This is a genomic window from Curtobacterium sp. AB7, assembly GCF_044909335.1.
GTDB lineage: Bacteria > Actinomycetota > Actinomycetes > Actinomycetales > Microbacteriaceae > Curtobacterium.
On the sequence record NZ_JBIYED010000001.1, the window covers coordinates 124018 to 137019 of the forward strand.

At 69.2% G+C, this 13002-nt stretch carries 13 protein-coding genes; 2 read left to right on the forward strand and 11 right to left on the reverse strand.

Going from position 1 to position 13002, the window contains the following annotated elements:
• Positions 1 to 36: 36 nt before the first annotated feature.
• The gene (locus tag ABH929_RS00620) at positions 37 to 900 is read left to right on the forward strand and encodes a Bax inhibitor-1/YccA family protein (RefSeq protein ID WP_123339495.1); all 864 of its coding nucleotides are present in this window, start codon (positions 37 to 39) and stop codon (positions 898 to 900) included.
• A 306-nt stretch (positions 901 to 1206) separates the two neighbouring features.
• Here ABH929_RS00620 and guaA read toward each other — a convergent pair whose 3' ends face one another.
• The 5 genes from guaA to ABH929_RS00645 are packed head-to-tail and all read right to left on the reverse strand — an operon-like array spanning position 1207 to position 6002.
• Positions 1207 to 2787 (reverse strand): glutamine-hydrolyzing GMP synthase, encoded by a 1581-nt coding sequence (gene guaA / locus ABH929_RS00625; protein ID WP_404559771.1) that lies wholly within the window; start codon positions 2785 to 2787, stop codon positions 1207 to 1209.
• A complete protein-coding gene (locus ABH929_RS00630; RefSeq protein WP_111083416.1) occupies positions 2784 to 3230 on the reverse strand; it encodes a DUF3817 domain-containing protein in 447 nt (148 codons plus the stop codon). The genes guaA and ABH929_RS00630 overlap by 4 nt, the downstream gene beginning before the upstream one ends.
• Before the next feature lie 10 nt (positions 3231 to 3240).
• A complete protein-coding gene (locus tag ABH929_RS00635; protein ID WP_404559772.1) occupies positions 3241 to 4020 on the reverse strand; it encodes an SURF1 family cytochrome oxidase biogenesis protein in 780 nt (259 codons plus the stop codon).
• 5 nt (positions 4021 to 4025) lie between these two features.
• Positions 4026 to 5468 carry a cation:proton antiporter gene (locus ABH929_RS00640; RefSeq protein WP_404559773.1) on the reverse strand — a complete coding sequence of 481 codons (1443 nt, stop codon included), beginning with the start codon at positions 5466 to 5468 and terminating at the stop codon, positions 4026 to 4028.
• A gap of 3 nt (positions 5469 to 5471) precedes the next feature.
• Positions 5472 to 6002, reverse strand: a complete 531-nt coding sequence (locus ABH929_RS00645) for a cation:proton antiporter regulatory subunit (RefSeq protein WP_194651291.1) — start codon at positions 6000 to 6002, stop codon at positions 5472 to 5474.
• A gap of 84 nt (positions 6003 to 6086) precedes the next feature.
• Here ABH929_RS00645 and ABH929_RS00650 point away from each other — a divergent pair, with 84 nt between their 5' ends.
• On the forward strand, positions 6087 to 6590 hold the full coding sequence (locus tag ABH929_RS00650; protein WP_404559774.1) for a hypothetical protein: 504 nt from the start codon (positions 6087 to 6089) through the stop codon (positions 6588 to 6590).
• A 133-nt stretch (positions 6591 to 6723) separates the two neighbouring features.
• Here ABH929_RS00650 and ABH929_RS00655 read toward each other — a convergent pair whose 3' ends face one another.
• The 6 genes from ABH929_RS00655 to ABH929_RS00680 all read right to left on the reverse strand — a co-directional run bounded on the left by ABH929_RS00655 (position 6724) and on the right by ABH929_RS00680 (position 12995).
• A complete protein-coding gene (locus ABH929_RS00655) occupies positions 6724 to 8610 on the reverse strand; it encodes a glycerol-3-phosphate dehydrogenase/oxidase (RefSeq protein WP_404559775.1) in 1887 nt (628 codons plus the stop codon).
• A 65-nt stretch (positions 8611 to 8675) separates the two neighbouring features.
• Positions 8676 to 9794: a GuaB3 family IMP dehydrogenase-related protein gene (locus tag ABH929_RS00660; RefSeq protein ID WP_123293181.1), complete on the reverse strand. Its 1119-nt coding sequence runs from the start codon at positions 9792 to 9794 to the stop codon at positions 8676 to 8678.
• A gap of 97 nt (positions 9795 to 9891) precedes the next feature.
• On the reverse strand, positions 9892 to 10083 hold the full coding sequence (locus tag ABH929_RS00665) for a hypothetical protein (RefSeq protein WP_123936942.1): 192 nt from the start codon (positions 10081 to 10083) through the stop codon (positions 9892 to 9894).
• Positions 10084 to 10298: 215 nt separating this feature from the next.
• Positions 10299 to 11117 carry an ABC transporter ATP-binding protein gene (locus ABH929_RS00670; protein WP_404559776.1) on the reverse strand — a complete coding sequence of 273 codons (819 nt, stop codon included), beginning with the start codon at positions 11115 to 11117 and terminating at the stop codon, positions 10299 to 10301.
• Positions 11114 to 12016, reverse strand: a complete 903-nt coding sequence (locus ABH929_RS00675) for an ABC transporter ATP-binding protein (RefSeq protein ID WP_205463308.1) — start codon at positions 12014 to 12016, stop codon at positions 11114 to 11116. The genes ABH929_RS00670 and ABH929_RS00675 overlap by 4 nt, the downstream gene beginning before the upstream one ends.
• Positions 12009 to 12995 (reverse strand): branched-chain amino acid ABC transporter permease, encoded by a 987-nt coding sequence (locus ABH929_RS00680; protein WP_263055343.1) that lies wholly within the window; start codon positions 12993 to 12995, stop codon positions 12009 to 12011. The genes ABH929_RS00675 and ABH929_RS00680 overlap by 8 nt, the downstream gene beginning before the upstream one ends.
• Positions 12996 to 13002 lie beyond the last annotated feature (7 nt).

Genomic DNA, 13002 nt, shown 5'->3' on the forward strand with positions numbered 1-13002 from the left:
GCTGAGAGGACTCATATCTCCTAGGAAGAGGACACCATGGCCTTCAAGCCCGGTTTCGACCAGTCCCCCGCCTTCAACGCCCAGGGAGCCAACACCTGGGGCGGGCGTGGCGCTGGTCAGCAGCAGGCCGGCTGGGGACAGACCCCGCAGCAGGCACAGGGCGGGATGACCCCCGAGCAGCTGCAGTACATGTACGACCGCCCGGCGGCATCGACGGTCGACACCGACCGCATGTCGTACGAGGACACCATCGTCAAGACGCTGCTCGCCTTCGGCGTGCTCGTCGTCGGTGCAGTGGCCGGTTGGAACCTGCCCCCGATCGTCTGGATCATCGGCGCCGTCGTCGGGTTCGTCCTGGCGCTCGTGAACATGTTCAAGAAGAAGCCCTCACCGGGCCTCGTCCTGGCGTACTCGTTCGCCCAGGGTCTGTTCGTGGGCGGCATCTCCGGCGCGTACAACTCGATGTGGGGCGGCATCGTCACCCAGGCAGTGTTCGGGACGCTCGGTGTCTTCGCCGTGACGCTCGCGCTGTTCGCATCGGGCAAGGTCCGGGCCACACCGAAGGCCACGCGCTTCTTCCTCGTCGCCATGGTCGGGTACATGGTGTTCTCGCTCATCAACCTGGTCCTGATGTGGACCGGGGTGACGAACACCGCGTTCGGCGCCCTCGGGATCACCGTCTTCGGCATCCCGCTCGGCGTGATCATCGGCATCCTCGTCGTGGTCATGGCGGCGTACTCGCTGATCCTCGACTTCGACCAGATCCAGACCGGTGTCCGTCGTGGAGCTCCCCGCATCTACGCCTGGACCGCGGCGTTCGGCCTGATCATGACGATCGTCTGGCTGTACCTCGAGATCCTGCGCATCCTCGCCATCGTCGCGAGCAGCGCGCGCAACTAGTACCACCGCGTACACGAAGGGCCCCGGCGCTGCCGGGGCCCTTCGTCGTTCCCGGGCCGTTGGGCGACCACGTTCGCTCCGCCGCCCGGTCACAACATCCCGCCAGTCGCCCGGCGAGTGGTCACGAAGTGTCGTCCGGGCCGGGGCCAGCCGACAGTTCGTGACCGCTCGGCAACGGGCCCGCGGGGTGTTGTGGCCACTCGACGGTCCCTGGCAGCGCACGCGCGCCCGGCCCCGGACGCACGCCCGGACGACCGGAGGCCCGGCACGCAGGGCGTGCCGGGCCTCCGGTCGTTCAGGGGAGCGTCACTCCCACTCGATCGTCCCCGGCGGCTTCGACGTGACGTCGAGCACGACCCGGTTGACGTCGGGTACCTCGTTCGTGATGCGGTTCGAGATCTTCGCGAGCACGTCGTACGGCAGGCGCGCCCAGTCCGCGGTCATGGCGTCCTCGGACGAGACCGGACGGAGCACGATCGGGTGCCCGTACGTGCGGCCGTCACCCTGGACACCCACGGAGCGGACGTCGGCGAGCAGGACGACCGGGCACTGCCAGATCTCCCCGTCGAGGCCCGCTGCGGAGAGTTCCTCGCGCGCGATCTTGTCGGCGGCGCGGAGCAGCTCGAGTCGCTGCTTGTCGACCGAACCCACGATGCGGATGCCGAGCCCCGGTCCGGGGAACGGCTGGCGGCCGACGATGACCTCGGGCAGACCGAGCTCGCGACCGACGGCACGGACCTCGTCCTTGAAGAGCGCACGGAGCGGCTCGACGAGCTCGAAGGTCATGTCCTCGGGCAGGCCGCCCACGTTGTGGTGCGACTTGATGTTCGCGGTCCCCGCTCCGCCGCCGGACTCGACGACGTCGGGGTAGAGGGTGCCCTGCACGAGGAACTTGACCTCGCCGTCGTCACCGTCCCCACGCGCCTCGAGCACGAGCGCCTCGGCCGCGGCCTCGAACGTGCGGATGAACTCGCGCCCGATGATCTTGCGCTTCTGCTCGGGGTCGCTCACGCCGGCGAGGGCGTCGAGGAACTGCTGCTCGGCATCGATCGTGATGAGCCGGACACCGGTGGAGGCGACGTAGTCCTCTTCCACCTGCTTGCGCTCGTCGGCGCGGAGGAGCCCGTGGTCGACGAAGACGCAGGTGAGCTGGTCACCGACGGCCTTGTGCACGATGGCTGCGGCGACGGCGGAGTCGACACCGCCGGACAGGCCGGCGATCACACGGTTCGACCCGACCTGGGCCTGGATCCGGGCGACCTGCTCGTCGATGACGTTGCTCGAGTTCCAGTCACCGGGCAGACCGGCGGCGCGGTGGAGGAAGTTCTCGAGGACGGCCTGGCCGTGCTCGGAGTGCTTCACCTCGGGGTGCCACTGCACGCCGTAGAGCTTGCGCTCGTCGGACGCGAAGGCCGCGACGGGGGTCGACGCGCTCGACGCGAGGACCTCGAAGCCCTCGGGGGCCTTCGCCACGGAGTCGCCGTGCGACATCCACGTGACCTGGGACCCGGGCTGCCCGCCGAGCAGGACGCTGTCGGTCCCGCTGACGTCGACGGACGTCGCGCCGTACTCACGCAGGCCGGTGTTCGCGACCTCGCCACCGAGGGCGGTCGCCATGGCCTGGAAGCCGTAGCAGATGCCGAGCACGGGGACGCCGAGGTCGAGGATGTCGCCGTCGAGGGACGGTGCACCTGCTTCGTACACGGACGACGGACCACCGGACAGCACGATGGCTGCGGGGTCCTTCGCGCGGATCTCCTCCGCCGTGATGGAGTGCGGGACGATCTCGCTGTAGACGTTCGCTTCACGGACCCGGCGCGCGATGAGCTGCGCGTACTGGGCCCCGAAGTCGACGACGAGGACGGGACGCTGTTCGGTCTCGCTCACCGAGCGGCCTCCTTCTCACGCTGCTGGGCAGCGATCAGCTCGTGGTAGGTGTCCATGGCCTTCTGCTGCATGCGGTGTTCGACCACGAAGGACATGAACGGGATGATGCCACCGAGGGCGATGAGCAGGAAGCGGGAGGGCTTCCAGCGCATGATGCTCCACAGACGGAAGTCCGTGAAGAGGTAGAGGACGTACAGCCAGCCGTGCGCGATGAGGATCGCGATCGACAGGTTGAACGTGCCGGGTGCTTCACCGGCCGTGCCGTTCGGCACGAAGAACGGGCCGTTGCCGAGCTGCATCTCGAGCTGGAGCGGCGTGTACTTGATGATGACCTCGATCACGAGGGCCAGCAGCAGCACACCGGTGATGTACGCGGAGACGCGGTACCACTTCACCGCACCCGGGATCTTCGGGATGTCGCGGGTTCGGACGGTCAAGGCCATGACGACCAGCCTACCGTCGGTCCGCGAGGGCCCCGTCGACGCTGAGGGCAGCCTCACGCCGCTCCTCTTCCTCGCGCTCCCAGGCGTCCTTCACGAACCGGTACCAGAGGAACACCGCGAAGCCGGCGAAGACGACCCACTCGATCGCGTAGAACAGGTTCAGCCAGTCGAACTGGACCTCGCGCGACGGTGCCCGGTCGGCGATGGTGCCGAGGTCGGCGGCCTGCGCGGTGGCACCGTCGGCGACGACGTACCCGAGGTACATCCGGTCGTCGAACGCCTTCCACGTGTTCACGAAGCGCGCGGGCGCCACGGCGGAGTACTCCGCCTGCTTGTAGGTGTCCTGGTCGGGCGACTCGGCGGGGTAGTACCGGCCCTGCACCGTGAGCGTCTGCCCGTCCGCCAGGCGGTCACCACCGGCGACGGCGGCCGACCGCTGGTCGGACCACCCGATGACGACCGGGAGGCTCGCCCCACCATCCGAGTCCACCAGGTGACCCACGGTCTGGTACGTCCCACCCCCGGTGCGGCCGGTCAGGATCGTGGTGTCACCGGCGACGAACGTGCCGGTGACGGTGACCTTCTGGCCGGCGATGGTCTCGCTCGCGGGTTCTTCGGGAGCGGTGACCGCCTCGAGCGTCTTGCGGGTCTCGGTGGTCGCCGGCAGCGGCTTGCCGTTGGCGATGCTCCGCTCCAGCTGCCACTTGCCCAGCCCGGCGAACACCGCCGCGAGCACGAGCGCCAGCAACAGCAGCGCGATCCACCTCGGTCGTCGGGCAACGGCCCACATCTGTATCAGTACTCCGGATCGCGCTGTCGGACCGGACGCTCGGGGCGCTCGGTGGGGATCTCGACGGGCGACGTGACGGGTTCGTCGGTCGCCTCCGGTGACCCATTCTCCTGCTCGTCCCTGCCAGCGGCCTCCACGAGCGCGAACTCCTCCGCGAACTGACGGTCCCGCTCGGCACGACGGACCGCGGCGGCGGACGCTTCCTCGGCCTCTGCTGACTCGGCGGCGGCAGCCGCGGCGACCGCTCGACGGCCCCCGAGTCGCCCGCGCAGGCGTGCGAGGCGGGCGGGACGCACCACGAGGCGGCCGATCCGCTCCGAGTTCACAGCGAGCAACGGCCCGAGGATCGCCATGACGAGGACGTAGAGGCCCGCGAACGCGGTGATCCGGGATTCCAGTCCGGCGGCAGCCGAGAGCGTTGCGAGGATCAGCGCGAACTCGCCACGGTTCACCAGGATGACGGCGGTGTTGATCCCCTGCTGGACGTTGAAGCCGTTCATGCGCGCGACGATCTGCCCGGCGACCGCGTTGAGCACGACCGTCATGCCGATCGCACCGAGGACCGGCCAGAGCACCTCGCCGAAGGTCGACAGGTCGAGACCGAGGCCGAAGTTCACGAAGAAGAACGCGGCGAAGACGTCACGCATCGGCAGGGCGAGCTGTTCGATGCGGTCGCGGTACCGGGTGGCGCCGCAGAGCAGACCGATGACGAACGCGCCGATGGCGTCGGTCACGCCGAGCAGGTCGCCGATGCCACCGAACATCACGGCGAGCCCGAAGAACAACACCGTGAACAGTTCGTCGTCACGCGTCGCGAAGATCTTCGAGACCCACTTGCCGGCGAACCGGGCGAGCGTGAACATCACGATGAGGAAGCCGAACGCGAGCGCGAGCTTGCCGACGACGGCCCAGGCGTTGGTGTCGCCGGACAGCACGACCGAGACGATCGCCAGGTAGATGGCGATGAAGACGTCCTCGATGACCGTGACGCCCAGGATCATCGGGGTCTCGTCGTTCGCGAGTCGTCGCAGCTCGATGAGGAGCTTCGTGACGATCGCGCTCGACGAGGTGGCCGTCATGCCGGCGATGATCAGGGCTTCCCGGGTGCCCCAGCCGAGCGAGAACCCGAACGCGAACCCGACGCCCATGTTGATGACGACGTAGGTGCCGCCGGACACCAGGAGCTTGCCGGCGTTGCCGTAGAACTCCTCTTGGTCGAACTCCAACCCGAGGTTGAACAGCAGCAGGATGAGCCCGAACGTCGCGATGAGCTCGATCGTGTGCGACTCGACGTTGAGCCCGATCCACGGGGTGTGCGGACTCGCGATGAGCCCGACGATCATGTAGATCGGGATCGCCGGCAGACCGATGGTCTTGCCGAGCCGCCCGAGCACGTAGGCGATGACGAACAGCACACCGATGGTGAGCAGTTCACCGCCCAGGTGCATGCGCTAGCTCTTCCGCGGGGCCTCGGCCGATGCGGCCGCAAGCTCTCCGCTGCGGTAGAAGGAGAAGGCCTTGGCGACCTTCTCGGGGGAACCGGCGACGACGATGGTGTCACCGGGGAAGACGACGAAGTCCGACGAGGGTGCCGGGTTGGCGCTGTCGCCACGGACCACGGCGACCACGGTCAGGCCGATGAAGCCCGAGTCGTGCAGGTCGCCGAGTGGCTTGCCGGCGATCGCGTCGTCGTAGTCGACCGAGAACCAGTCGATGGACAGCCCGGGGATCTCGTCGAGCTTGTCGAGGCCCTCGGTGATCCGGGTGCCGCCCAGGAGCTCGGCGAGCGTGCGGGCTTCGTCCTCGCTGAGGCGCAGCGAGACCTTCTCGGACTTGTCCGCGCCGTCGGAGACGTCGGCGAACGAGATGAGGTCGGAGTGACCCGACCGGTGCGTGATGACACCGCACTTGCCACCGTCGTCGGTGTAGAAGGTGTGCAACACGCCGACTCCGGGGAGTTTGACGCGATGGACGTCGACCATGATGGCTCCCTTTTCGAGTACCCCGATGATAACCACCGGTGGTGCCCGGCCATTCCACACCTGCCGGGCCGCTATCGTCACCGCATGGGGAGAACTCGGATCGTCGTCGGGGTCGTCGGGACGCTGGTCGTCACGCTGTACGCGGGGTTGCTGGCGCTCAACGCGCTCGTACTCGATCCGCTCGGCGCTGTGCCCGGGCAGTCGCTCGCGCAGATCCACGCCGAGCTCACCCGCCAGGGCTTCTCGGTGCGGACCGACACGGTGATCGTCATCGTGGTCGCCGCAGTCGGTGTCCTGCTCGCCGCCGGACTCTCCGTGCTGCTGCTGATCACCCGCGCCACCGCACACGTGATGGCGGCCGTGCTGCTCGCCGTCGTCGCGTTCGGTGCTCCGGCGTCGTTCTGGAGCGGGTTCGCACTCGGCATGGACGTCGCGGACGGCTACGGGATCGGCGGCGGGGACCACACCATCTGGGCCGGTGTGCTGTACGTCACGAGTCTCGTCGCGCTGATCGCGGTGCCGGTCGTGCTCGTCGTCGGCCAGGCGGTGCACGTGCGCCGCGCCGCCCTGCGGGCGCGCGTCATCTGACGGACGCGCCACGGGCCTCCCGTCCGGTGTTCCCGGTCTGGGCCCACGCCGCCGGTTCCGGGGCGACGCGCCAGCGGCGTCACGGCCGTGCCGGTGGGGAGAGGTCTGTGGCCGCGTCCGCGTCCGCGGGTCGCTACTCCGGCTCGCTCGTCTTCTCCCCCACCACCTGCTCGTCGGACGCCTTCGCGCCCTCGGCGCCGCTGCTGCGGCCGCCGCCCACGACGACGTCGTCCTCGTCGAAGCCGAACGCGATGTCCGGTGCCTCGAGCCGCACCCGGTCCGCGCTCTCGTCGTCGGGCTGCAGCTGCGACTCGCGTTCCGCGGCCACGCGCTTCAGGTAGTTCGACACCTCGTGCTCGGTGGCCTCCTGGTCCCAGCGGAGCACGTCGGCCATGAGCTTCGCGGCGACCGGGGCCGCCGACTCACCGCGGTCCCAGGCCTCGATCGAGATGCGGGTGCGGCGGGCGAGGACGTCCTCCAGGTGCAGGGCTCCCTCGTGCGAGGCGGCGTACACGACCTCGGCGCCGATGTAGTCGTCGGCTCCCGGCAGCGGCTCGGCCAGGGCGGGGTCCTGCTCGACGAGCTGCAGCACCTCGGTGGCCAGGGTGCCGTAGCGGTTCAGCAGGTGCTCGATGCGGACCTTGTGCACGTTGAAGCTGCGGGCGGTCCGTGCGCGACGGTTCCACGCGGCCGGGTAGCCCTCGGCCCCGAGCAGGGGGATGTCCTCGGTCGTGGACGCCGGGATCTTGCCGTCCATCGCGGCGACCGCCTCGTCGATGGCGTCCTTGCCCATCACCCGGTAGGTCGTCCACTTGCCGCCGGCGACCACGACGAGTCCGGGCACCGTGTGCGCCACGACGTGCTCGCGGCTGAGCTTCGAGGTCTGGTCGGACTCCCCCGCCAGCAGGGGACGGAGGCCGGCGTAGACGCCCTCGACGTCCTCACGGGTGAGCGGGACGCGCAGCACCTTGTTGACGTGCTCGAGGATGTAGTCGATGTCGGCCGCGGTCGCCGCCGGGTGCGCCTTGTCGAGGTACCAGTCGGTGTCGGTCGTGCCCACCAACCAGTGCCGGCCCCACGGGATCACGAACAGCACGCTCTTCTCGGTGCGCAGGATCATGCCCATGTTCGACTGGAACCGGTCGCGCGGGATGACCAGGTGCACGCCCTTCGACGCCCGCACCTTGAACTGCCCGCGGGTGCCGATCATCGCCTGGGTGTCGTCCGTCCAGACGCCCGTGGCGTTCACGACCTGCTTCGCGCGGATCTCGAACCGCTCACCGGTCTGGATGTCGTGGGCCTGCGCGCCGACCACGCGCTCCCCCACCTTGATGAAGCCCTCGATCCGGATCCGGCTCGCGGCGTGCGCACCGTAGGACGCCGCCGTGCGGACGAGCGAGGCCACGTAGCGGGCGTCGTCGACCTGGGCGTCGTAGTAGGTCATGCCGCCGACGAAGGCGTCCTTCTTGAGCGACGGCATCGAGCGGAGCACCTGCGCGCGGCTGAGGTGCCGATGGTGCGGGACCCCGGGCGGACGACCGCCGGACCAACTGAAGGCGTCGTACATCGCCATGCCGATGCCGATGTAGAACCGCTCCCACACGCGGTGGTTGAGCGGGTACAGGAAGCGCACCGGCTTCACCAGGTGCGGGGCGATCCGCTGCAGCAGCAGGCCACGTTCGATGAGGGCCTCGCGCACGAGCCCGAAGTTCAACTGCTCCAGGTAGCGGATGCCACCGTGCACGAGCTTCGACGAACGGCTCGACGTGCCGGAACCCCAGTCACGGGCCTCGACGATGCCGACGGTCAGACCACGGGTGACGGCGTCGAGCGCACTGCCCGCACCGACGATGCCGCCGCCCACGACCAGGACGTCGAGCTCCTTCGTCTTGAGGGTCTCGATCGCTGCCGCGCGTTCGTCGGGGCCGAGCTTGCCCGCGGGGTCGAACCCCGCCCCCGGCACGACGTCGCCAGGACGTCCGGCCGAACTGGTCTGCTTCGTGGTGCTGGACTTCGCCATCGTCGCCTCCGGGTCACGGTCGGCGCCGAAGCGTCACCCGCGTCGGTGCACGGGTGCCACCGTGGTCACTGGTGGTACGGCGCCACGACCACTTCTACTCGCTGGAACTCCTTGACGTCGGAGTACCCGGTCGTCGCCATCGAGCGGCGCAGCGCACCGACCAGGTTGGCGCGGCCGTCGAACGTCGGGGTCGGGCCGTTCAGCACGTTCTCGAGCGGGGCGATCGTGCCCACCTCGACCCGGCGGCCACGGGGCAGCTCCGGGTGGTGCGCCTCGGCACCCCAGTGGAAGCCGCCACCCGGTGCCTCGGTGGCACGGGCGAGCGCGGTGCCGAGCATGACGGCGTCCGCACCGACCGCGATCGCCTTGACGACGTCGCCGGCGGTGTCGAGACCGCCGTCGGCGATGACGTGCACGTAGCGGCCACCCGACTCGTCGAGGTAGTCACGTCGCGCACCCGCGACGTCGGCGACCGCGGTGGCCATCGGCGCGTGGATGCCCAGCGCGGCACGCGTGGTGGACGCAGCACCGCCACCGAAGCCGACGAGGACACCGGCGGCTCCCGTGCGCATGAGGTGCAGCGCCGACGTGTAGGTCGAGGCACCGCCCACGATCACCGGGACGTCGAGCTCGTAGATGAACTTCTTGAGGTTGAGGGGCTCTTCGTTCTGCGACACGTGCTCGGCCGAGACCGTCGTGCCGCGGATGACGAACAGGTCGACACCGGCGTCGACGACCGTCTTCGAGAACTCCTGCGTGCGCTGCGGGCTGAGCGAGCCGGCGACCGGCACCCCGGCGGCGCGGATCTCGGCCAGGCGAGCGGTGATCAGCTCCGGCTTGATCGGCTCGGAGTAGATCTCCTGCATGCGCTTCGTGACGTTGCCGTCGGTGAGCGACTTGATCTCGTCGTAGTAGGGCGTCGGGTCCTCGTAGCGGGTCCACAGCCCCTCGAGGTCGAGGACGCCCAGGATCCCGAGCTTGCCCATCTGGATGACCGTGGCCGGCGAGGACACGGAGTCCATCGGCGCGGAGAGGATCGGCGACGCGAAGGTGAACGCGTCGATCGACCACTGCACGCTGACGTCGCGCGGGTCACGCGTGCGCCTGGAGGGGACCACCGCGATGTCGTCGAACGCGTACGCCCGACGTCCGCGCTTGCCTGCACCGATCTCGACTTCGCTCACCCGGCAAGCCTACCGGGCAGGTCCGGGGGCGTGCACGGACCGGACGGTGCGGACCAGGGCAGGGGCCGCGGGGCGGCGGGGGCGGCGGGCCGCGGGGTCAGCGGGGACGGCGCGGGGTCCGGCGTCGCTTGCGGAGCACCCGCAGCACGAAGCCGAGCAGGAGCGCGAGCACCACGAGCACGACCAGGAGCGCAGCCGCCACCTTCACGAGCAGCGCCGCACCGACGAACAGCGCGATGAAGACCACCCACACCAGGGCGTCCATCGCACCCGCCGACAGTCTCTGCACCTGCGGAACGATACCGACCCGGCGGACGCGGGGCGGGCCTCCCGTCCGGTCCGGACCGGCCACGCACCGTCGCGAGCCGACGGGGCCCCACGCACCGTCGCGAGCCGACGGGCCCCACGTGCAGGAGCGGGGCCGTGCGGCGCGAAGCGACCACGCACGGCCCCACCCGTCGCGGATACCACCCCCACAGCGGTACCCGCAGTCGACACAGTGCGCTAGCGCCCCGCGTCGACGTCCTTTGCGAGCGTCCCGAGGTACAGCTCGATGACCTTCGGGTCGTCCGCGAGTTCCTTCCCCGTGCCCGAGTACGCGTTCCTCCCCTGGTCGAGCACGTACCCACGATCGCAGATCTGCAGACAGCGTCGCGCGTTCTGCTCCACCATCACGATCGACACACCGGCCTTGTTGATCCGGCGGGTCCGCAGGAACGTCTCGTCCTGGCGCACCGGGGACAGCCCGGCGCTCGGCTCGTCGAGCAGCAGCACCTTCGGGTCCATCATCAGCGCACGTGCCATGGCGACCGACTGTCGCTCACCGCCGGACAGGGATCCCGCCCGCTGGCCGCGGCGCTGCGCGAGCACCGGGAACAGGTCGTAGATGACCTCGAGGCGCTCGGCGAACTTGCGGGGCCGCAGGTACAGCCCCATCTGCAGGTTCTCCTCGATGGACAGCGACGGGAACACGTTGTTCGTCTGCGGGACGAAGCCGACGCCGGCCTGGACGAGCTTGTTCGCCTTGAGGTTCGTGATGTCCTCGCCCTGCAGCGTGACCGAGCCCTCACGGATCGACACGAGACCGAACAGGGCCTTGAGCAGCGTGGACTTGCCCGCACCGTTCGGCCCGATGATCCCGATCAGCTCGCCCGGGTAGCAGTCCAGGTCGCAGCCGTTCAGGATGTTCACCCCCGGCAGGTAGCCGGCGACGAGGTTCTTCGCGCTCAGCACCGGCTCGCGTTCCAGCGTGGCGGTGCTCGCCTTCGGCGCTTCCGGACTGGAGGCGCTGCTCCCGTCCGTGGGGTCGACTGCGTCCGTCATCGGGTCTTCTCCTCTGCTGCTGCGTCCGCCGCGTCTTCTTCCGCGACTTCCTCCGCCAGTTCCTCGAAGGTCTCCTCGGTGAGGAGCGAGTCGTCACCCAGGTCGGTGTCGTGGTGCGCACCCAGGTACGCGTCGATGACCGCCTGGTCGTCCATCACGGTGTCGGCAGGGCCCTCGGCGACGACCTTGCCCTCGGCCATCACGACCACCCAGTCCGAGATGTGCCGGACCATGTGCATGTCGTGCTCGACGAACAGCACGGTCATGCCGTCGTCGCGCAGGGACTGGATGTGCCCGAGCAGCGACTGCGTCAGCGCAGGGTTCACGCCCGCCATCGGCTCGTCGAGCATGATCATCGTCGGGTCGGACATCAGCGCCCTGGCCATCTCGAGGAGCTTCCGCTGGCCGCCGGACAGCGAACCGGCGTAGTCGTCCGCCTTGTCGTCGAGCTTGAAGCGGGCGAGGAGGTCCTCGGCCTTCGCGGTGATCTCCCGCTCGCGCTTCGCCCACACCGGCTTGACGAGCGCGGCGAAGAAGTTCTCGCCGGGCTGGTCGCGGGCGCCGAGCAGCATGTTCTGCATCACGGTGAGCCGCGACAGCGCCTTCGTCAGCTGGAAGGTGCGGACCATGCCGCGGTTGGCGATGTGGGTCGCGCTGGTCTTCTGCAGCGTGGCGCCGTTGAACTGCGTCCTGGCGCCGGGGCTGGGCTTGTCGAAGCCGGTCAGCAGGTTGAAGAAGGTCGTCTTGCCGGCGCCGTTCGGGCCGATCAGGGCCGTGATGGAGCCGCGCTGGACCTCGAGGTGGTCGACGTCCACGGCGGTCATGCCGCCGAAGTGCCGGGTGACGCCGTCGACCGTGAGGATCGGGTCGGCCTTCGTGTAGCCGTAGGTCTCAGACACTGAACGTCAGCTCCTTCTTGTTGCCGAGCAGGCCCTGTGGTCGGAACACGATCAGGAGCATGAGCGCGACGCCGACGAGCACGTACGAGAACTGCTCGGCCTGCTGGGCGTTCATGATCGAGTCGGGGATGAAGTCGCCGGCCAGGGTGCGGATGAAGAGCCGGACGACGAAGAACAGCACCGCACCGAGCACCGGACCGAACACCGTCGCGGCACCACCGAGGATGAGTGCCGTCCAGATGAAGAAGGTCATCGAGCGGCCCATGGCGTCCGGTTGCACCGAACTCGGCAGCACGTAGATGATCCCGGCGATCGCGCCGAGCGCACCACCGAACACGAGCGCCTGCATCTTGTACGAGTAGACGTTCTTGCCGAGGGAGCGGACGGCGTCCTCGTCCTCGCGGATCGCCTTCAGGACACGGCCCCAGGGGCTGCGCATGAGCAGGAAGAGCACGAGGGTGAACAACGCGACGAGGGCCCAGGCGGCGATGCGGATCCACCAACCGTTGACGCCGTTGTTCGCGTAGGTGAACCAGAGGATGGTCGTGGTGCCGTCCGGCAGCGGGCTCAGCGCGGTGAACGGGTCGCGGTAGCTCGACCCGGTGATGCCGTTGGAGCCGCCCGTCGTCGTGGTCAGCAGGCTGGAGCGGCCGACCATGCGGATGATCTCGGCGCCGGAGATCGTCACGATCGCCAGGTAGTCGCCGCGGAGCCGCAACGTCGGGACGCCGAGGATGATCGCGAACACGATGGCGACGAGCAGGGCGATGAGCACGGCCATCACGAACGGCAGCCCGTTCGTGATCGAGATCGCGAAGCCGTAGGCGCCGAGCAGCAGGAACGCCGCCTGACCCATGTTCACGAGCCCGGTCAGGCCGAAGTGCACGTTCAGTCCGATGGCCGCCAGGGCGAACGCCGCCGTGGTCGGGGCGAGGGCCTCCTGGGTGAGCGAGGACAGCAGGTTGAGGATGTAGTCCATGCGCGTG

Excerpts from the sequence above, each read along its gene's own strand:
- ABH929_RS00620 (WP_123339495.1), top strand. The coding sequence starts at position 37 with ATGGCCTTCAAGCCCGGTTTCGACCAGTCCCCCGCCTTCAACGCCCAG.
- ABH929_RS00630 (WP_111083416.1), bottom strand. The coding sequence starts at position 3,230 with ATGGCCTTGACCGTCCGAACCCGCGACATCCCGAAGATCCCGGGTGCG.
- ABH929_RS00635 (WP_404559772.1), bottom strand. The coding sequence starts at position 4,020 with ATGTGGGCCGTTGCCCGACGACCGAGGTGGATCGCGCTGCTGTTGCTG.
- ABH929_RS00640 (WP_404559773.1), bottom strand. The coding sequence starts at position 5,468 with ATGCACCTGGGCGGTGAACTGCTCACCATCGGTGTGCTGTTCGTCATC.
- ABH929_RS00645 (WP_194651291.1), bottom strand. The coding sequence starts at position 6,002 with ATGGTCGACGTCCATCGCGTCAAACTCCCCGGAGTCGGCGTGTTGCAC.
- ABH929_RS00650 (WP_404559774.1), top strand. The coding sequence starts at position 6,087 with ATGGGGAGAACTCGGATCGTCGTCGGGGTCGTCGGGACGCTGGTCGTC.
- ABH929_RS00655 (WP_404559775.1), bottom strand. The coding sequence starts at position 8,610 with ATGGCGAAGTCCAGCACCACGAAGCAGACCAGTTCGGCCGGACGTCCT.
- ABH929_RS00670 (WP_404559776.1), bottom strand. The coding sequence starts at position 11,117 with ATGACGGACGCAGTCGACCCCACGGACGGGAGCAGCGCCTCCAGTCCG.
- ABH929_RS00680 (WP_263055343.1), bottom strand. The coding sequence starts at position 12,995 with ATGGACTACATCCTCAACCTGCTGTCCTCGCTCACCCAGGAGGCCCTC.